Source organism: Micrococcus sp. iso_229, from assembly GCF_058072725.1.
This window is the reverse complement of record NZ_CM176514.1, coordinates 1,385,159-1,404,200: the sequence shown is the minus strand read 5'-3', so window position 1 is coordinate 1,404,200 and position 19,042 is coordinate 1,385,159. Positions and strand designations below refer to the sequence as shown.

Annotated in this window: 12 protein-coding genes; 7 read left to right on the top strand and 5 right to left on the bottom strand. The window is 74.8% G+C overall.

Annotated features, from left to right (window positions below; genetic code table 11):
• Positions 1–22: 22 nt before the first annotated feature.
• From AC3RKA_RS06495 to AC3RKA_RS06485, 3 genes are all read left to right on the top strand, one after another.
• Positions 23–979 carry a PAC2 family protein gene (locus tag AC3RKA_RS06495; protein WP_060774489.1) on the top strand — a complete coding sequence of 319 codons (957 nt, stop codon included), beginning with the start codon at positions 23–25 and terminating at the stop codon, positions 977–979.
• A 36-nt stretch (positions 980–1,015) separates the two neighbouring features.
• A complete protein-coding gene (locus AC3RKA_RS06490) occupies positions 1,016–2,074 on the top strand; it encodes a DUF4192 family protein (RefSeq protein WP_145031565.1) in 1,059 nt (352 codons plus the stop codon).
• A 160-nt stretch (positions 2,075–2,234) separates the two neighbouring features.
• Entirely contained in the window at positions 2,235–3,785 is a 1,551-nt protein-coding gene (locus AC3RKA_RS06485) for an RNA polymerase sigma factor (RefSeq protein ID WP_230955696.1), read from the top strand.
• A 65-nt stretch (positions 3,786–3,850) separates the two neighbouring features.
• On the opposite strand, the gene AC3RKA_RS06480 is transcribed toward AC3RKA_RS06485, so the two are convergent.
• Positions 3,851–4,060, bottom strand: coding sequence for a DUF7455 domain-containing protein (locus AC3RKA_RS06480; RefSeq protein ID WP_002858172.1), 210 nt, complete (start codon positions 4,058–4,060; stop codon positions 3,851–3,853).
• 252 nt (positions 4,061–4,312) lie between these two features.
• On the opposite strand from AC3RKA_RS06480, the gene AC3RKA_RS06475 reads away from it, so the two are divergent.
• Entirely contained in the window at positions 4,313–6,418 is a 2,106-nt protein-coding gene (locus tag AC3RKA_RS06475; protein ID WP_049160243.1) for a DNA gyrase/topoisomerase IV subunit B, read from the top strand.
• Between the two features lie 123 nt (positions 6,419–6,541).
• Here the strand turns inward: AC3RKA_RS06475 and AC3RKA_RS06470 are convergent, their stop codons facing one another.
• The 4 genes from AC3RKA_RS06470 to AC3RKA_RS06455 all read right to left on the bottom strand — a co-directional run bounded on the left by AC3RKA_RS06470 (position 6,542) and on the right by AC3RKA_RS06455 (position 14,345).
• A complete protein-coding gene (locus AC3RKA_RS06470; RefSeq protein ID WP_489727013.1) occupies positions 6,542–7,615 on the bottom strand; it encodes an NAD-dependent epimerase/dehydratase family protein in 1,074 nt (357 codons plus the stop codon).
• Complete coding sequence (locus tag AC3RKA_RS06465; protein ID WP_489727012.1) at positions 7,612–10,548, bottom strand: alpha/beta fold hydrolase; 2,937 nt, start codon at positions 10,546–10,548, stop codon at positions 7,612–7,614. Before AC3RKA_RS06465 ends, AC3RKA_RS06470 begins: the two co-directional genes overlap by 4 nt.
• Positions 10,549–10,566: 18 nt before the next feature.
• Positions 10,567–11,598, bottom strand: coding sequence for a 3-oxoacyl-ACP synthase III (locus AC3RKA_RS06460; RefSeq protein ID WP_002858168.1), 1,032 nt, complete (start codon positions 11,596–11,598; stop codon positions 10,567–10,569).
• A gap of 140 nt (positions 11,599–11,738) precedes the next feature.
• Positions 11,739–14,345 (bottom strand): DNA gyrase/topoisomerase IV subunit A, encoded by a 2,607-nt coding sequence (locus AC3RKA_RS06455; protein WP_136940480.1) that lies wholly within the window; start codon positions 14,343–14,345, stop codon positions 11,739–11,741.
• A gap of 48 nt (positions 14,346–14,393) precedes the next feature.
• Between AC3RKA_RS06455 and AC3RKA_RS06450 the strand changes: the two genes are divergently transcribed.
• Genes AC3RKA_RS06450 through AC3RKA_RS06440 form a run of 3 tightly spaced genes read left to right on the top strand, consistent with a single transcriptional unit; the run spans position 14,394 to position 19,027 of the window.
• Positions 14,394–17,123 carry a bifunctional acetate--CoA ligase family protein/GNAT family N-acetyltransferase gene (locus AC3RKA_RS06450; RefSeq protein WP_136940481.1) on the top strand — a complete coding sequence of 910 codons (2,730 nt, stop codon included), beginning with the start codon at positions 14,394–14,396 and terminating at the stop codon, positions 17,121–17,123.
• Between the two features lie 57 nt (positions 17,124–17,180).
• Entirely contained in the window at positions 17,181–17,849 is a 669-nt protein-coding gene (locus AC3RKA_RS06445; RefSeq protein ID WP_049158347.1) for a DUF5998 family protein, read from the top strand.
• Positions 17,846–19,027, top strand: a complete 1,182-nt coding sequence (locus tag AC3RKA_RS06440; protein WP_489727011.1) for an alkaline phosphatase family protein — start codon at positions 17,846–17,848, stop codon at positions 19,025–19,027. The genes AC3RKA_RS06445 and AC3RKA_RS06440 overlap by 4 nt, the downstream gene beginning before the upstream one ends.
• Positions 19,028–19,042 lie beyond the last annotated feature (15 nt).

Sequence of the window (19,042 nt, the reverse complement as noted above, 5' to 3'; positions counted from 1 at the left end):
ACCACCGGAAGGGGAACGAGACGTGCAGGACGCCGCGCCGCTGTACACCCGTCATGAGGGGGCGCCCGTGCCCCCCGGCCTGGGCATGCTCGTGGCCCTGACCGGACACATGGACGCGGGCCGGGTCGCTCGGCAGGTGCGGGCCGCGCTGCACGAGCACCTGACCCATCGGACCGTCGTCTCCTTCGACGTCGACTCGATGTTCGACTACCGCGCCCGGCGTCCCCGGCTCCGGTTCGACCGGGACCGCTACCGTGATCTGCGCCTGCCCGCGCTCGAGGTGCAGCTGGTCGAGGACCTGCTCGGCCACCCCTTCCTGCTGCTGTCCGGCCCCGAGCCGGACTTCCGGTGGCACGCGGTGACGGAGGCCGTGCTCGGCCTCGCGCAGGAGTGGGAGGTGGACTCGCTCACGTTCCTCGACGCGGCCCCGCTGCCCGTGCCGCACACGCGGCGGCTCGGGGTCACGACCCACGGCTCCCGCGCCGACGCCGTCGAGGGGCTGTCCACCTGGAGCCCGCAGGCGGACATCGTCGCGGGGCTGCTGCAGATGCTCGAGCTGCGCGCCGAGGAGGCGGACCTGCCGACGGCGGGCTACACCGTCCATGTGCCGCACTACGTGGCCGAGGCGTCCTTCCCCCAGGCGGCCGTGGCCGCGCTCGAGTACGCGGGGGCCGCCATGGGACTCATGCTGCCCTCGGACGACCTGCGAGACGCCTCGCGGGACATCGAGGCCGAGCTGGAGCGCCAGGTCTCCGGGTCCGGGGAGATCCAGCAGATGATCGCCGGCCTGGAGCGCAACTACGACCAGAACGCCGAGGACCAGGAGCGATCGCTCCTGGAGACCGAGCAGGGCCTGCCCGACGGGGACGAACTCGCCTCCGCCGTCGAGGCGTACCTCGCCGCGCGGGACGCCGGCGGCGGGTCCGCTCCTGCACAGGAGGACGGACCCGGCCGTCCGTCCACCGACGACGGGGACTGATCCCACCGCGGGCACCCGGTCGGCCAGGGTGGCGGCATGGAAGCCCCCACCTCGCTCGACGTCCCCGTCCTGCCGGCCCGCGGCCCCGAGGACCTGCTCGCCTACGTCGGCCACGCCCTCGGGCGGTTGCCCGAGGACAGCCTCGTCCTCCTCACCCTGCGCGACGGGCGCCTGCGCGCCGTGGTGCGGGTCGACCTGCCTCCCGAGGAGGTCGACGCCGGCGCCTGGGCCTGCGCCGTGGCCGAGGTGTGCCGGCGGGACGCGGCCGCGGACGCGACGCTCTGCCTCGCGCTGCCGGACGGCGCCCGGGCCACGCTCGCCCGTCCCGGCTGGGCCGCGACGCTCGACGACGCCCTGGCGTCCGCGGGTCGCCCCCTGGCCGCGGCCTGGACGTGCGCGCGGGGACGGGCGCGCCCCTGGTGGGGGAGCGGCGTCGCCGAGGAGGGCCCGCTCGACCCCCGAGCCGCGCCGCTGTCCCTGCACCTGATGACCCGCGGTTCGGTCTGGGACCGTGCGGCGGTGCCCGACCCGGTCCCGCGCCGCGGTCCCGCCGCGGCCCGGCCCGACGACGCGCGGTGGCGGCCGCCCGAGCAGGACGCGCCCGCGGCACGCCGCGCGTGGCTGGCGCAGTGGGAGTCGGTGCTGACCGGCGCGGTGGGTGACCGCGGCGCGCCCGCACCCGCCGTGCTGGGCTCGCCGCTGACGCGTCCGGCCTGGCGCGACGGCCTGCTGCTCCATGCCGCCGCGCCATCCGGCGCGGCCACGGGGGATCCGGGGGACGAGGAACGGATCCTCACCGCGGCCACGGGCCGGGCGCCGGCCTGGGATCGGCTGGACGCCCTGCGGGCGGGGCTGCGCGCGCTCGTGCCCGTCGCGACGCCGGCCGTGGCGGCGCAGGCCCTGGCGCTGGCCGGGTGGGTCGGCTGGGCCCGCGGCCACGGCTCCGACGCGGATGCCCACCTGACCGCGGCGGCGGCGCTGAACCCCGGCGACCCGTTCGTCTCCGTCCTGCGACGCATCGTGGCCGCGGGGTGCGTCGCCGGCTGGGCGACCGACCCGGCCACCGCGTGGCGGCCCGACGGTGGCGGCCCATGAGAGAATGATGCGGCTTCACGACGGCACGGCCGATCGCACCCCGTTTCCCGGGTTCGGAATAGATCGGTCACAGCCGTCGTTGGCACTCGCGGACCCTGCAGTCGACGGGCCCGGACGACGTCGGTCGTCCGAGGCCGGGACTTGACAGGGTCACGTGTATATGGACTGCAAGGATCCGCGGGTGGCCGCGGACGAGACGGAAAGGCCTCGAGTGACCACTTCGACGACCAGCGGTGCGCAGGACGGCAAGGAGACCACTGCCTCCGGGGCCACGACCACGCGCACCCGCTCCACGGCTGCCAAGAAGTCGACCGCCACGAAGAGCGCCACGACCAAGGGCACCACGACGCGGACGACCGCGACGAAGTCGGCGGCGACCAAGACCGCTGCCACGCCGACGGCCAAGAAGAAGGCGACCCGGAAGCCCGCCGCGGCCAAGACCACCGCCGCGGCCAAGACCACCGCCACGAAGAAGGCCGCCACGACCCGGGGCAAGAAGGCCACCGCCTCGGCCGCCTCCGCCGAGCAGGCCGAGGACGACGAGGAGTTCGTCGAGGCGCGCGAGCGCACCGAGGCCGCCGACGCCGTCGAGGAGGACGTGGTGGAGGACGAGACCGCCACCGAGGACTCGGACGACGAGGACGCGGACGGCTCGGACGCTCCGGAGCGCCCGGCGATGGACGCGGAGGCCGTGACCGGCACGAAGGCCGCCACGGGCCAGAAGGTGGCCCAGTCCAAGGGCGCGTTCGTCATGGACGACTCCGAGGACGACGCCCCGGTGCAGCAGGTGGTCGTGGCGGGCGCCACGGCGGATCCGGTGAAGGACTACCTGAAGCAGATCGGCAAGGTCGCCCTGCTCAACGCCGAGCAGGAGGTGGACCTGGCCATGCGTATCGAGGCCGGCCTCTACGCCGAGCACGTCGTGCAGCACGAGGCCTCCGACGACTACCGCGAGCGCCGGGACATCCAGCTGATCATCGCGGACGGGCGCAAGGCCAAGAACCACCTGCTCGAGGCCAACCTGCGTCTGGTGGTCTCCCTGGCCAAGCGCTACACCGGTCGCGGCATGCTGTTCCTGGACCTCATCCAGGAGGGCAACCTGGGCCTGATCCGTGCCGTCGAGAAGTTCGACTACACCAAGGGCTTCAAGTTCTCCACGTATGCCACGTGGTGGATCCGTCAGGCCATCACCCGCGCCATGGCGGACCAGGCCCGCACCATCCGCATCCCGGTGCACATGGTGGAGGTCATCAACAAGCTGGCCCGCGTGCAGCGGCAGATGCTCCAGGACCTCGGCCGCGAGCCCACCCCGGAGGAGCTGGCCAAGGAGCTGGACATGACCCCGGAGAAGGTCGTGGAGGTGCAGAAGTACGGCCGCGAGCCCATCTCGCTGCACACCCCGCTCGGCGAGGACGGCGACTCGGAGTTCGGCGACCTGATCGAGGACTCCGAGGCCGTGGTGCCCGCAGACGCGGTCTCCTTCACGCTGCTCCAGGAGCAGCTGCACTCGGTGCTGGACACCCTCTCCGAGCGCGAGGCCGGCGTCGTCGCCATGCGCTTCGGCCTGACCGACGGCCAGCCCAAGACGCTGGATGAGATCGGCAAGGTCTACGGCGTGACGCGCGAGCGGATCCGCCAGATCGAGTCGAAGACCATGTCCAAGCTGCGTCACCCCTCCCGCTCGCAGGTGCTCCGGGACTACCTGGACTGAGTCGGAGCGGCATGACGAAGGGCCGGACCCCCGCGGGGGTCCGGCCCTTCGTCATGCCGGGCGCGTCAGGCGCCGGCGGTGAGGCGGTCCGTCTCGTCCTGCCACAGCGCGGCCTGGGGACGCAGCGCGTCCTCGACGGCGCGGGCGTGGTGGGCGCAGAACTGGAGGGCACCGCCCGAGTGCAGCACGGCGCGGACGTAGGCCTGCGCGCCGCAGCGGTCGCAGCGGTCGGAACGGGTGAGGGCGGCCGGCTCGGCCACGGCGGTGATGGACATGGTGTCCTCCTCGGGTCTCTCGGGGCTGGAGGGCGACGACGCCGGTGGGGCGGGCCGGTCCTCCTCTTGTCCCATGGAACAGCAAGGATGGCAGGGAACTTCCCCGCGCGCCCGCCTCGCACCCGCGTTTCGCCACCCGCGTACGCGAATGCGCGGGCCGGGCGGCCCGGGACGACCGGCGTGGATCCTGGCGTGTCCGGCCCGCGGAGTAGGCTGGACCGGCCGCCGTCGTCCACCGAAAGGCCCGCCCCCGTGCCCGCGAACACCGAGTACAACGCCCGCCACCTCTCCGTGCTGGAGGGGCTCGAGGCCGTCCGCAAGCGGCCGGGCATGTACATCGGCTCCACCGATTCCCGCGGCCTCATGCACTGCCTCTGGGAGATCATCGACAACTCGGTGGACGAGGCCCTGGCCGGCTTCGGGCAGTCCATCGAGATCACCCTGCATCCGGACGGCTCCGTCGAGGTCGAGGACAACGGGCGCGGCATCCCCGTGGACGTGGAGCCGCGCACCGGCCTGTCCGGCGTCGAGGTGGTGTTCACCAAGCTCCACGCCGGCGGCAAGTTCGGCGGCGGTTCCTACGCCGCCTCGGGTGGCCTGCACGGCGTGGGCGCGTCGGTGGTCAATGCCCTGTCCTCGCGCCTGGACGTGCAGGTGCTGCGCGGCGGCAAGGTCCACCAGATGTCGTTCCGGCGCGGCGAGCCGGGCCGCTTCCAGGACGGGTCGCGCCCGTCGCCGGACGCCCCGTTCGAGCCGTCCACGGACGCCTCGCCGCTGGACGTCGTCGGGAAGGCCAAGCGCGGGCAGACCGGCACGCGCGTGCGCTACTGGGCGGACGAGCAGATCTTCGTGAAGGATGCGACGTTCTCCGCGGAGGAGCTCCAGGCGCGGGCGCGCCAGACCGCCTACCTGATCCCGGGTCTGCGGATCACGGTCAAGGACCTGCGCCGCCGACCCGGCACGCCCGGCGCCGACGACCCGGTCGAGGAGGTCTTCCAGTACGACGGCGGCATCTCCGAGTTCGTGGAGCACCTCACGCCCGCCACCCCGGCGACGGACGTGTGGCGGATCCAGGGCTCCGGCACCTTCAAGGAGCGGGTCCCGGTGCTCGGGGAGGACGGGCGCACCTCCATGCAGGATGTGCAGCGCACGTGCGAGGTGGACGTCGCCCTGCGCTGGGACGTCGGCTACGACACCGTGTTCCGGTCCTTCGTGAACATCATCGCCACACCCAAGGGCGGCACCCACCAGTCCGGGTTCGAGGCGGCACTGCTGAAGGTGTTCCGCGCGCAGGTCGAGGCCAACGCGCGCCGGCTCAAGGCCGGGTCGGACAAGGTGGAGAAGGATGACGTGCTGGCCGGCATGACCGCCGTCCTGACGGTGCGCCTCGCCGAACCGCAGTTCGAGGGGCAGACCAAGGAGATCCTCGGCACCTCCGCGGTGCGGCGGATCGTCTCCCAGGTGGTGGAGAAGCAGCTGACCGCCCGCCTCACCTCCACGGCCCGCGCCCAGAAGCAGCAGGTGCACACGCTGCTGGAGAAGGTCGTCGCCGAGATGAAGTCGCGCATCTCCGCGCGCACCCACAAGGAGAACCAGCGACGCAAGAACGCCCTGGAGACCTCGACGATGCCGGCCAAGCTGGCGGACTGCCGCAGCAACGACGTCGCCTCCTCCGAGCTGTTCATCGTCGAGGGCGACTCGGCGCTCGGCACCGCCAAGCTGGCCCGGTCCTCCGACTTCCAGGCCCTGCTGCCGATCCGGGGCAAGATCCTGAACGTGCAGAAGGCCTCCGTCTCGGACATCCTGGCCAATGCCGAGTGCGCGGCGCTGATCCAGGTCGTCGGAGGTGGTGCGGGGCGCAGCTTCGACCTGGATGCGGCCCGCTACGGCAAGGTCGTGCTGATGACGGACGCGGACGTGGACGGTGCCCACATCCGCACCCTCCTGCTGACGCTCTTCTTCCGCTACATGCGACCCATGGTCGAGGCCGGGCGCGTGTACGCAGCAGTCCCGCCGCTGCACCGGATCGAGGCGGTGACCCGCGGCGTGAAGGAACGCGAGGTCATCTACACGTACTCCGAGCAGGAGCTGCACGCGACGCTCGCCCGCCTGGAGCGGGAGGGCCGCTCGTACCGCGAGCCGATCCAGCGCTACAAGGGCCTGGGCGAGATGGACGCCGACCAGCTGGCCGAGACCACCATGGACCCGCGCCACCGCATGCTCCGCCGCGTGAACATCGCCGAGGTGGAGGCCGCCGAGCGGGTCTTCGACCTGCTCATGGGTTCTGCGGTGGCCCCGCGCAAGGACTTCATCGTCTCCCACGCCGACGAGCTGGATCGCGAGCGTATCGACGCCTGACCCCCGCTTTCGTTCGGGAGACGGCGGCGCGGCCGCCGCCGTTTCCCGAACGAAAGCGGCGTGACCCGCGCCGTTTCCCGAACGAAAGCTCTGGGTGGGCGCCCGTTCCGCCCGCGGCGGACGTCAGCGGTCGCGGTAGTACGCCGCGACGCGGTGCAGGCCCTCGTCGATGCTCACGGTCGGCGTCCACGCGAGGACCTCACGGGTGCGACGCTGGTCGAACCAGTGGGAGGTCGAGAGCTGCTCGGCGAGGAACTCGGTCAGCGGCGGCTCGCCGTCGTCGGAGCCGACACCCCGGGACCGCAGCCCGAACAGGTCCCGCTCCCACGCCCGCTCGATCAGGGCGCCGGCGCGCCGGGCCAGGCCCGCCGGGACGCGGCGCTCGGGCTCCGCGGCGCCGCCCGCCAGCGCGATCTGGCGGATCAGCTCGCCCACCGGTCGCGGCTCGCCGTTGGTCACCACGAGGGCCTCGCCGTGGTGCACGTCGGCCGCGGACACGGCCGCCACCACGGCCTCGACGGCGTTGGCCGTGTACAGCGTGTCGACCAGGGGAGCGCCCGTGCCGAGCACGGGCATCCGCCCGGCCCGCGCGCGCTGCACGATCCGGTCGGTGAGCTGCAGGTCCCCGGGCCCCCACATCAGGTGGGGGCGCAGCACGAGGACGCGGAAGTCGTCGCGGTCGGCGGCCAGGGCCAGCCGCTCGCCGGCCGCCTTCGTGCGGGCGTAGGGTCCGCGCGCGTGCTCGGGGCTGGCGGCTCCGGCGCCCTCACCGACGATGGAGTCGCCGGCGTGCGCCACGGAGGGGGAGGAGACGTGGACGAAGCGTCGCACGCCGTGGCGCTGCGCGGCATGCAGGAGGATGCGCGTGCCCTCGACGTTCACGGCCTCATACTCGTGCTCGGGGCCGGACACGGACACCTTCGCGGCCACGTGCACCACGGTGTCCGCGCCGGTCAGGGCCTCCTCGACGGCGGCCGGGTCGGTCACGGACCCGCGCACGTCCCGCGCACCGGGCACGCCCGACGGACGCCGCTGCAGGGTGGTCACGTCGTTGCCGGCATCGGCGAGCACCCGGGCGACGCCCGCACCCAGCAGCCCCGAGGCGCCGGTCACCAGGACGCGGCGGGACTCGAGGCGCTCGACGAGGTCGGGCATGCCGGCGGCATCGAGGCCGACGTCGTAGCCGAAGCCGCTCACAGCGCACCCGCCGTCCCGCCGGCGAGCACGGACTCCGCCCAGTCGGCCACCCGGGCGCGGTCGATCTTCGAGTTGTGCCGGATGTCCGTGGGGATCTCATCGGCCACGAGCACCGCGGCCACCGGCAGCGGCTCGAGGGCCGCGCGCACGGCGGAGGCCAGCGCGGTCGGGGCGAGGCCCTGCTTGGGCCGGCCGTCCCGGTGGTGACCCGGGCGCCGCGCCGGGCGCGTGGCCGGCACTGCCGCCTCCACGACGACGACCACGGCCTGCGTGCCCCGGGGCCCGACGCCGACGACGGCGCTGCGCCGCACCGGCCCGAGGGCGTCGACGGTCTTCTCGGGCCCGCCCGGACCGACCGGGCCCGCGGGCGTGGTGATCACGTGCTGGAGCCGACCCTCGAGCCAGACGCGGCCCTCGGCGTCGAAGTGGCCGACGTCGGCGGTGCGGTGCCACACCCGGCCGTCCCGCCGCCACAGCCCGTCGCGCTTGCTCTGCTGGTCGGTGTGCCAGAGCGCGTCGTAGCGGTCCTTCAGGTGGGGGGCGCTGACCACGATCTCGCCGAGGACGCCGTGGCCCCGCGCGGGGTCGAGGATGACGTCGTCGGCGCTGCCGTCCTCGAGCAGCGGCGCGATGGCCAGGGACACCGTGGGCAGCGCGGAGCCCACGCAGACGCCCTCGTCGTCGGCGGTGCGCAGGCGCTGCACCTCGGCGCCGTCGATGTCCGTGAGCAGCAGCCCCTCGGTCATGCCCCACGGCGTGTGGACCCGGGCGTTCGGCATGAGGTCCGAGACCTGACGCATCAGCTGCGGGTGCACGGGGGCGCCGGCCGAGAGCACGAGACGCACGGCGTCGAGCGCCTCGCGCCGGGGCGCGTCGAGGCCGTCGGCGGTCGCGACCACGTTCGCCAGGGCGGCGGGAGAGGCGAACAGCACGCTCGACTGCCCGGCGATCGCGGCGTCGGCCAGCTTCTGCGCGGTGAGGGTGGCCGGCTGGGTGACGTCCATGTCCGGGGAGACGGACGCGGCGCCGAGGGCGGGTCCGAGCAGCGCGAACGGGGCGAAGCCGGCCAGCAGGGAGCCGCCCGGACGGATGCCCAGGGTGCGGGAGATCAGCGCCACGAGGCGGCCCAGCCGCTCGTGCGTGTACACGACGCCCTTGGCCGGGCCCGTGGAGCCGGACGTGAACAGCACCGCGGCGTCCGCGTCCAGGGCGGGCTCGGGCAGCACGGTGCCGTGCTCGTCGACGGCGTCGCCCGCGGCCGGGTCGCGGTGGCGGTCGACCATCGCGTAGAGCGAGTCGGTGACGTCGAGCAGGCGGCGCTGGGCGGCGCCGGGCTCGGTCACGGAGATCCGGGTGCCCGGCCAGGACTGGGCGCGGGCGAGTGTCAGCCCGGGGGTGCGGCCGATGATCCAGCGGGGGCGGGCCGACTTCATCGCCCGGGTCATGCCCTTGACGCCGAGGCCCTGGTCCGCCACCACGGCGACGGCGCCCACGCGCAGCACGGCGTACAGGGCCGCCGACAGGTCGCGGCCCGGCGGCACGAGCATGGCGACCCGGTCGCCCGGCCGCATGCCGGCGGCCCACAGCCCGGTGGCGATGGCCGAGACCATCTCCTGCAGCTCGCCCCAGGTGACGGCCACGGGTCGGCGGGCGGTGCCCACGAGCGAGCGGCCAGCCTGGGCGCCGGCCATGTCCACCAGCGCGGTGTACTCGCGGTGGTCCGAGCCGGGGGCGCCCCAGTCGCGCAGGTGGTCCCAGAGCCGGACCGCGCCGGGCTCGCGGGCTCCGGGCTCCTCCCCGAGGTCCACCTCCAGGCCCGGGTCGGCGGCCGCGTCGGCGGTGGCGTGCGGGACGGGGCCCGGCAGCCCCGAGGCGGGGTCGGAGAGCTGGCCGCCGCGCAGCAGCTGGGCCCACTGCAGCAGGGGCGCGGTGATGTCGCGGTCGTCCACGAGCAGGTGCCCCGCCCGCTCGTAGCGGTGCACGCGCGCGTGGGGCAGGCGGTCGCGGAGGTCGTCGAGGTAGCGGTCCAGGAAGACCGGGTCGTCGGCGCCCCACAGGATGAGGGCGGGCACGTCGGTGCGGCCCAGGGCGGCGAGGTCCTCGCCCACCCGCTGCAGTTCGGGATGGCTGCCGTGGCCGGGGTCGGCCGGGATGTCCGCGACGAAGCCGCCGACGCCGCCGCGTCGGGCCGCCGTGTCGTAGGGCAGGTGGTAGGCGGCCCGGGTCTCGCGGTCGAGGGCCGGGGTGGCGAGGGAGGTCGTCACGGAGAGGAAGGCGTCCGTGGTGACGGTGGAGGCCGGCAGGACGGGCCCGGCGAGGGCGGCCTGCAGCGGGGCGGGGATCGGCGCCCCCTCGGGCTGGTGGACCGCGGTGTTCAGGGTCGCGACGCCGGCCACCAGCTCCGGATGACGCGCCGCCCAGCCGAGGGACACGACGCCGCCCCAGTCGTGGCCGAGCGTGATCAGCGGGTGGCCGGTGGCTGCCAGGTCGCGCAGCCCGAGAGCCGCCAGCAGGGCGTCCAGGTCGGCGATGCGGCCGCCCAGCGTGCGGTAGGTGTCGCCGGCGCGGCCCATCGACGCGGCGGACGGGGAGCCCGCGTGCGCGAGGCGCTCGGAGAAGCCCATGTCCAGCTGGTCCGGCGCCACGACGCGCCACGCGGCCATGCCCCGGCGTGCCCGGCGCACCGTCTCGGCGAGCAGGGACCGCCACAGCCAGGACCACGTCGGGTTGCCGTGCACCGCCACGATCGTGCCGACGATCTCCGCCCCGGCCGCCGCGAGCACGGGACCGGTGTCCGCCACGTGCAGCGTCCGCACGGTCCCCTCCGGGTCCGCGGCGGAGCGGATCTCCACGAGGCGGGACCACGCCGGGTCCCAGCCGGGCAGTCGGTCGGCCGGCGGAAGGGCGGCAGGGGCGGCGGGGATCTGGGGCATGGCTCTGGCTCCTTCAGCTCACCATTCGATCTCGAGCATCGCGGTGTTCAGGCCCGAGCCCACGCCCAGGCAGACCACCGTGTCCCCGTCCTCCAGGGCGTCCATCTCCCGCACGAGGGTGATGGGCAGCGACGCCGGGCCGACGTTGCCCAGCGTGGGGAACGTCGTCGGGATGCGCGCCGGGTCCAGGTGGGCGGACTCCGCGATCGCGTCGGTGTGCATCTGCGAGACCTGGTGGGTGATGAACCGGTCCGCCTCCGGCCACGCCCACTCCGCCGGGACGTCGTGCCACGCGTCCATCACGAGCTCGAGACCGTCCTTGAGCAGGGCGGTGGAGTCGGTGTACATGCCGTGGTGGTCGCCCACGCACAGGCCGTGGTGGTCGGTGCCGGCGCGGGTGATCCCGCGGACGATCCGGTGGGCGTCCGGATGGTCCTCGATGCGGCCGACGACGGCGGCGGCAGCCCCGGAGCCCAGCGTCAGGGACGCGAACTGCTCCATGAAGTTGCCGCGGTGCGTGGTCTCGGCGTGCAGGTTGGCCACGGTGGCGGCCTGCACCTTCGAGGCGTCCTCGGCGGCGACCACGACCGCGTAGTCGATCTGGCCGGCGTCCACGAGCGTGGAGGCGAGCATGAGGCCGTTGACGAACCCGAGGCACGCGTTCGTGATGTCGAAGTTGGTCGCGGAGGTCGGCAGCCCCATGAGGTGGTGGATCCGCACGGCCACGGAGGGCTCGAGCGTGGCCCGGGTGACCGAGGTGTTCACGAGCAGCCCCACCCGTTCCCGGGGGACGCCGGCCTGCTCCAGGGCCGCGACGCCGGCGCGGGCGGCGGCCTCCTGGAAGTCCTCGGTCTCGTCCCAGTTCCGTCGGCTGCGCACACCGGCCACCCGCTCCAGGAGGGAGCCGGGCAGGCGCAGGCGGGTGAGCACCTCCGCCAGCTGGTCGTCGAGGTCCTGCGAGGTGACTTCGACGGGGGCCTCCACCTCGGTGACCGCCAGGAGGGCGGCGCGGGAGTACTCGTAGCTGGCGTTGCCGGACACGTTCGTCACCAGGACCAATCTGCGGGGGGTCGGGGGAGGGGGTGCTCACCTGCGGTGAGACGACAGCCCACTGTATCGGAGGGGCCGGGTGGGGCGCCCATCGGGGGCGTCGATCGGCCCGGGGCGAACAGGGTCGCCCCGGGCCGGGATCAGTCCGCGGACACGGCCACGGCGTCGTCCTCGGCGGGCGGGGCCGGGACGAGTTCGGGGGAGGCGCCGGCGCCGACGGCCTCGATGCGCTGGTCCACGGGCACGCCCGAGCCGTCCCGGCGCCCGTACTCGATCGGCAGCGCGCGGGCCACGCCGGCCCGGGAGGCCGCGAGCGCGGGCGCGGCGCCGATCCAGCCGAGCTCGAGGCCGCTCTCGCCCTTGAGCAGCCGGTGGGCGCGCACGCCGCCGGTGCCGCGGCCCTTGGCCGGGTACTCCCCGAGCGGCGTGACCTTCACGGAGCCTGGGGCGGAGCCGAGCACGTCCGCCTCGCCGTCCGTCACGGTCACCACGACGGCGGGCCGCGGGTGGGCCGCGGCGTCCGCACCGGTCTCGGTGAGGGAGGCCGCGGGGGCCACCCCGAACGCGAGCACCGTGTCCCCGGCGGCCAGCCGGATGCCCGCGACACCGCCGCCGGCCGGGCCCTGGGGGCGCACGGCGGAGGCGGCGTAGCGCAGCAGCTGGCCGGTGCGGGTGAGGAAGACGAGCTGGTCGGCCTCGTCCGGGGCGGGGGCGGCCCCGACCACCGCGTCGCCGTCCTTCAGGGCGACGGCGTCGACGACCTGGCGGTTCAGGGGCCACTCGGGCCGGACGCGCTTGACGACCCCGTGGGCGGTGCCCAGTGCCATGACGGTGTCCAGGGGGACCAGGGCCACGAGCGTCTCGCCCTTGGCCAGGGGCACCAGCTCCGCGGCGGGGAGGGCCGTGGTCATCGCGGGGGCCGCGGACGGCTCGCCGGCCACCGGCAGGTCGACCGCCTGGAGGCGGTGCAGCGCGCCGGCGGAGGTGAGGGCCCCGATCTCGCCGCGGGCCGTCGTCGGGACCACGGAGGCGAAGGCGTCGTGCTTGCGGCGCCGGCCCTGCGGGGCGATCGGCGTGCGGTCCGCGGTGCGCAGCAGGCGTCCGGAGGTGGAGAGCAGGGCCCAGCACGCCGTGTCCGGGACCATCAGGTCCGCCCCGGCCTGACCGGCGCCGGCGGGGGTCGGCCCGGACGGCGCGGGCCCGGCGGCGGGGGCCGCGGCGGTCTCGGCCTCGAGCAGGACCGTGCGGCGGTCGTCGCCGTGCTCGTCGGCCACGGCCTGCAGCTCGGACGAGACCACCTCGCGCAGCCGCGCGTCGGAGGCGAGGATCGCCTCGAGCTCGGCGATCGCGGCCTGCAGCTCGTCGCGCTCGGCCTCCAGCTCGATGCGGGAGAACTTCGTCAGCTGGCGCAGCCGCAGCTCCAGGATGTGATCGGCCTGCACCTGGGTGAGGTCGAAGACGCCCATGAGGCGGGTGCGCGCGGCCGCGGTGTCGTCCGAGGAACGGATGATCTCGATGACCTCGTCGATGTCCACGAGCGCCAGCAGCAGGCCCTCCACGAGGTGGAGGCGGTCGCGGTGCTTGCCGAGGCGGTGCCCGGTGCGGCGCCGCACCACGTCCAGACGGTGGTCCACGTAGACGCGCAGCAGGGGCAGCAGGCCCAGGGTCTGCGGCTGCCCGTCGACGAGCGCCACGTTGTTGATCCCGAACGTCTCCTCGAGCGGGGTGTGCCGGTAGAGGGCGGCCAGCACGGCCTGGGGGTTGAACCCGGACTTGAGCTCGATCTGCAGGCGCAGCCCGTTCTTGCGGTCCGTCAGGTCCACGACGTCGGCGATGCCGCTGAGCTTCTTCGCGTCGACGCCGGCCTTGATCCGCTCGATGACCTTCTCGGGGCCCACGCCGTACGGCAGCTCGGTGACGACCAGGCCGGTGCGACGCGCGGTGACCTGCTCCACGGCGACGGCGGCCCGCATGCGGAACGTGCCGCGGCCGGTCGCGTAGGCGTCGCGGACGCCGTCGAGCCCCACGATCCGGCCGCCCGAGGGCAGGTCGGGGCCGGGGATGTGGGCCATGATCGCCTCGAGGTCCGCCGCGGGGTCCGCGAGCAGGTGGCGCGCGCCCGCCACGACCTCGCGCAGGTTGTGCGGGGCCATGTTCGTGGCCATGCCGACGGCGATGCCAGTGGTGCCGTTGACGAGCAGGTTGGGGTAGGCGGCGGGCAGCACGGCCGGCTGTTGGAGCTGGTTGTCGTAGTTGGGGATGAAGTCCACGGTGCCCTCGTCGAGGTCCGCGGTGAGCGCCAGGGCGGCCGGGGCCATGCGGGCCTCCGTGTAGCGCGGGGCCGCGGGGCCGTCGTCGAGCGAGCCGAAGTTGCCGTGCCCGTCCACCACGGGCAGGCGCAGGGAGAACGGCTGGGCGAGGCGGACCATCGCGTCGTAGATCGCGGCGTCGCCGTGGGGGTGGAGCTTGCCCATCACCTCGCCCACCACGCGGGCGGACTTCACGTGGCCGCGGTCCGGGCGCAGGCCCATGCGGGACATCATGTAGAGGATGCGCCGCTGCACCGGCTTGAGGCCGTCGCGCGCGTCCGGCAGGGCGCGCGAGTAGATCACCGAGTAGGCGTACTCGAGGAAGGACGCCTCCATCTCCTCGGAGACGTCGACGTCGACGATGTTCTCCTGCTCCAGCGGCAGCGGGCGCGGGGCGTCCTGCTCGGCGGGGCGGGAACGGGATGAACGGGCCATCATGGTGGTCGGGGAGTCCTCACGGCGTCGGGGATTGTCTACAGTGATCCTATGGGTGAGACCGAAGCCGACCGCGGATATCCCTCCCATTGGGAGGCCGATGTGGTGCTCCGTGACGGCGCCACGGCCCACCTGCGGCCCATCTCGCCCGAGGACGCCGCCGAGCTGCAGCGCATGCACGCCGGGCAGTCCGAGAACTCCATCTACCTGCGCTACTTCACGTACAAGTCCGAGCTAAGCACCAAGGACCTGGACCGGTTCACCCACGTGGACCACCGGGACCGGGTGGCGTTCGTGATCACCCGCGGCGGCCGCCTGCTCGGCGTGGGCCGCTACGACCGCTACGGGGACTCCGACACCGCGGAGGTCGCCTTCAACATCTCCGACGCCGCGCAGGGCCGCGGACTGGGCTCCATCCTCATGGAGCACCTGGCCGTCGCCGCCCGCGAGAACGGCATCCGCCGCTTCACCGCCGAGGTCCTGCCCGAGAACCGCAAGATGCTCTCGGTGTTCCAGGAGTCCGGCTTCGAGGTGACCCGCCGGTTCGAGGACGGCGTCGTGGCCGTCGAGTTCCCCATCGACCCCACCGCCCGGTGGCGCGCCGTAGTCGAGTCCCGCGAGCACCGCGCCGAGTCCCGCAGCGTCGCCGAGCTGGTCGAGCCCGCCTCCGTGGCCGTCGTCGGCGCCTCCCGCGATCCGCAGGCCGTGGGCTCGCTCGTGCTGCGCCACGTCCTCGAGGCGGGCTTCACGGGTGCCGTCCACGCCGTGAACCGCGCCGCCGAGGACGTCCAGGGCCTCACCGCCCACCGCTCCCTGGCCGACATCGGCGAGCCGGTCGACCTCGTCGTCGTCGCCGTGCCCGCCGACGAGGTCGAGGCCCTCATCCCCGAGGCCGCCGCGGCCGGGGCCCAGGGGCTGGTCGTCCTCACCTCGGGCTACGCCGACGCCGGCGCCGAGGGACTCGAGGCCCAGCGCCGCCTGGTCTCCCTCGCCCGCGCCCACGGCATGCGCGTGATCGGCCCGGCCTCCACCGGTCTGGTCCGCACCGACCCCGCGATCCGCCTCAACGCCTCCCCGTCCCCGGGCCTGGCCCAGCGCGGCCCCGTCAGCCTGTTCAGCCAGTCCGGCGCCGTCGGCGCCATGGTCTCCGCCGGCGTCAAGCGCCGCGGGGTGGGGATCTCCACCTCGATCAGCGCCGGCAACCGTGCGGACGTCTCGGGCAACGACGCCATGCAGTTCTTCGAGGCGGACCCCCACACCGCCGCCGTCGGCGTGTACCTCGAGTCGTTCGGCAACCCGCGCAAGTTCTCCCGCATCGCCCGGCGGCTCTCCCGGACCAAGCCCGTCGTGGTGGTCCGCTCCGACGTCACCGGGCGCTTCCTGCCCCCGGGCCACGAGACCCGCACCACCCAGGCCCCCGAGGGCACCGTGGACTCGATGCTCGACCAGACCGGCGTGCTCGAGGCCCACACGCACGAGGCCATGCTCGACATCCTCATGGCCGTGGCCAGCCAGCCGCTGCCCACGGGCCACCGCGTCGTCCTCGTGGCCGACTCGCTCGCCCTGGACCGGCTGGGCCGCGACGCCGCGGCCGAGGCCGGGCTCGAGGTCACGGCCACCGTCGGCCTCGTCGGCAGCGAGCAGGGCATCGCCCCGCCCGCCGACACGCTGGTCTCCGCCGTCCGGGACGCCGTCCGCCACGAGCAGGCCGACGCCGTCGTGGTGCTGGCCCGCCTCGGCCTGCACCAGGCGGACGACGAGCCGGAGCGGCTAGCCCAGGCCCTCGCCGACGCGACCCGGGACGCCCGCATCCCCGTGCTCGGCTGCCTGACCGACGTCGTCTCCCCGCGCTACCGCGGCGCCACGCTCGGCGCCGCCGGGCCCGTGGACGACGACGCCGAGCCCGGCTCCCTGCAGCCCGGCCTGCCCTTCTACCCGTCGCCGCAGCAGGCCCTGTCCGTGCTCGGCGCGCTCGCGGACTACGTCCACTGGCGCTGCCAGGAGGTCGGCGAGCCGCTCGAGCCGACCGGCCTGCACCCGCACGAGGCCGAGGAGCTCGTGGAGGCGGCCGCCGCGCGCGCCGAGGGCACCGAACTCGTCCGGCTCCCCGACGAGGAGACCCAGACGCTGCTGGGCCACTACGGGATCACCGTGCTGCCCTCGGCCCGGTTCGAGACCGCCGACGAGGCCGTGGCGGCCGCCGGGCGGCTCGGCTTCCCCGTGGCCCTCAAGGCCGTGGACCCCCACCTGCGGCACCGTCTCGACCTGGGCGGCGTCCGTCTGAACGTGGTGGACGCCGACTCGCTGCGCCGCAACGTCGAACAGATGCGGCGTCTGCTCGCGCCGTTCGGCGTGCGCGAGCTCGAGGTCCAGGCCATGGCCCCCGCCGGGCAGGCCTGCATGCTCACGGCGCTCGAGGACCCGCTGCTGGGCCCCGTGGTCTCCTTCGGCATCGCCGGCGACGCCACGGACCTGCTCGGGGACTGGGTGCACCGCGTTCCCCCGCTCACGGACCGGGACGTGGCCCGCATGGTCCGCGCCCCCCGCGCCGCCGTGAAGCTGCGCGGCACCGGCGGGGTGCCCCCCGTCGACCTCGCCGCGCTCGAGGACCTCGTGGGCCGCGTCAGCGTCCTCAAGGACGACCTGCCGCAGGTCGCCCGCCTGCGCTTCGCGCCCGTGCTGGCCGCCCCCGAGGGCGTGACGGTGCTGCAGGCCGAGGTGCACGTCGCCAACGCGGCCCGTCGCACCGACTCGGCCCGGCGCGCGCTGCGCGGCCGCTGACCGGGCCGTCCACAGCGGGCCCCGGCGGCCCGGCGCCGGACCCGTAGCATGGGGGACATGAGCCCGTTCCGCAGGAGTCACGAGCCCGGCCGTCCCGACCACCGCCCCGGCACCCCCGAGGCCGAGGGACGGCAGCGCGAGGCCCGCACCCTGGACGGCAGCGGCGGCCTCGACGCCTCGCTCGTCCGCGCCGGCTTCTACCCAGACCTCGTGGCGCACGCCATCGCCGTCGAGCTCGAGGGCCGCACCCCGGACGCGCACCTCGTCCACGTGGACACGCACTTCGACTACGAGGAGATCCACCGGCACATCACGGCCCTCGTGCTCGCCGGGGACACCCTGCTGGCCGTCCACCTCGACGACCACGCCGCCGACCCGGCCGGCCAGGCGGTCCTCGCCCAGGTCTCCACCGAGATGGTCCCGGTCCGCGCCCTCGGCTCCGTGGTCCTGACCACGGGCCACGCCGACCCCGCCCGCTTCCGGCCGTCCGACCCCGTGGCCGAGATGACCCTCGGGTTGATGTGGGCCGGCGGCCAGCGCCTGGACCTGCAGCCCGCCGGCTGCGCCGACCCCCAGTGCGACCTCGACCACGGCTACACCGGCACCGCCACCCGCGAGGACCTCGTGATCCGCGTCGCCGCCGACGCCGACGGGCAGGGCGCCGTCGACGGCGCCCTGGCCTTCGCCCGGGCCCTGCGCCGCGCCCACCTGGCGGCCACCACGTGACGGGACCCGCCCTGCCCGCCGGCGTGGTCCCCCCCGACCGTGCCCTGCGCTCCGTCCTGACCTCCGCCGCGGCCGCCCTCGGCGTCCCGGGCTGTGAGAACGCGCTCGCGGTCCCGGAGGGGCGCCGCGTGGTCGTGGCCCTGGTGGACGGCCTCGGACGGTCCCTGCTGAAGCGCTTCGGCGGCCACGCCCCCACGCTGCGCTCCGCGATGGCCGACGGCGGCCGCGTCCTCGAGGTGGCCGTGCCCACCACGACGGCCGCCTCCCTCACGAGCCTGGGCACCGGGCTGGACGTGGGGGAGCACGGCGTGGCCGGCTACGACGTGCTCGACCCGGACCGGGGCGTGGTGATCAACCAGCTGGGCGGCTGGGACGAGTCCACCGACCCGGTGGGGTGGCAGCCGAAGCCCACCGTGTTCGAGCGCGCCGCCGCGGCCGGCGTGGACGCCGTCACGGTCTCGCTGCCCGCCTTCGAGCGTTCGGCCCTGACACGGGCGGGGCTGCGTGGCGGCCGGTTCGTGGCCGGCCGCACCCTGATCGCCCGCACGCAGGCCGCCGAGCGCGTGCTGAATGACGCCCGCGTGCCCACGCTCGTCTACTTCTACGTCAACGAGCTGGACAAGGCCGGCCACCGGGACGGCGTGGGTTCGGACCGGTGGCTGCACGCCCTCGAGGAGATCGACGCGGCGGTGCGGCGCCTGGTGGACCGCGTGCCCGCCGGCACGGTGGTGCTCGCCACCGGCGACCACGGCATGGTCGACGTGCCGCCGTCGCGCCGCGTGGACTACGCCGCCCTGGACGAGACCGGGGAGCTCGCCGACCCTGCGCTGCTCGAGGGGATCGCGCACACCGCGGGGGAGCCCCGTCTCGTGCAGCTGCACTTCCGGTCCGATGCGGGTCCGGACGTGCGCGCGAGGGTGCGGCGCGCCTGGGCCGAGCGCTGCGGGGCGCACGCGTGGGTGCTCACGCGGGACGAGGCCGTCGACGCCGGCTGGTTCGGCACCGTCGTCGAGGACCGGGTCCGTGCCCGCATCGGGGATCTGCTCGTCGCCGTCCACGGGGATCTGGCCCTCTACGACGGCCGGCGGGTGCCCCCGCACGCCTTCGAGATGGTGGGCCAGCACGGCGCGCCCACGCGCGCTGAGCGGGAGGTCCCGCTGCTCACCTGGCACCGCTGAGCCCGCCCCGGGGCC

What these genes read in the sequence shown, in the direction of transcription:
- AC3RKA_RS06480 (WP_002858172.1), bottom strand. Translation starts at nt 4,060, where the DNA reads ATGTCCATCACCGCCGTGGCCGAGCCGGCCGCCCTCACCCGTTCCGAC.
- AC3RKA_RS06455 (WP_136940480.1), bottom strand. Translation starts at nt 14,345, where the DNA reads ATGATGGCCCGTTCATCCCGTTCCCGCCCCGCCGAGCAGGACGCCCCG.
- AC3RKA_RS06445 (WP_049158347.1), top strand. Translation starts at nt 17,181, where the DNA reads ATGAGCCCGTTCCGCAGGAGTCACGAGCCCGGCCGTCCCGACCACCGC.
- AC3RKA_RS06490 (WP_145031565.1), top strand. Translation starts at nt 1,016, where the DNA reads ATGGAAGCCCCCACCTCGCTCGACGTCCCCGTCCTGCCGGCCCGCGGC.
- AC3RKA_RS06450 (WP_136940481.1), top strand. Translation starts at nt 14,394, where the DNA reads ATGGGTGAGACCGAAGCCGACCGCGGATATCCCTCCCATTGGGAGGCC.
- AC3RKA_RS06465 (WP_489727012.1), bottom strand. Translation starts at nt 10,548, where the DNA reads ATGCCCCAGATCCCCGCCGCCCCTGCCGCCCTTCCGCCGGCCGACCGA.
- AC3RKA_RS06485 (WP_230955696.1), top strand. Translation starts at nt 2,235, where the DNA reads ATGGACTGCAAGGATCCGCGGGTGGCCGCGGACGAGACGGAAAGGCCT.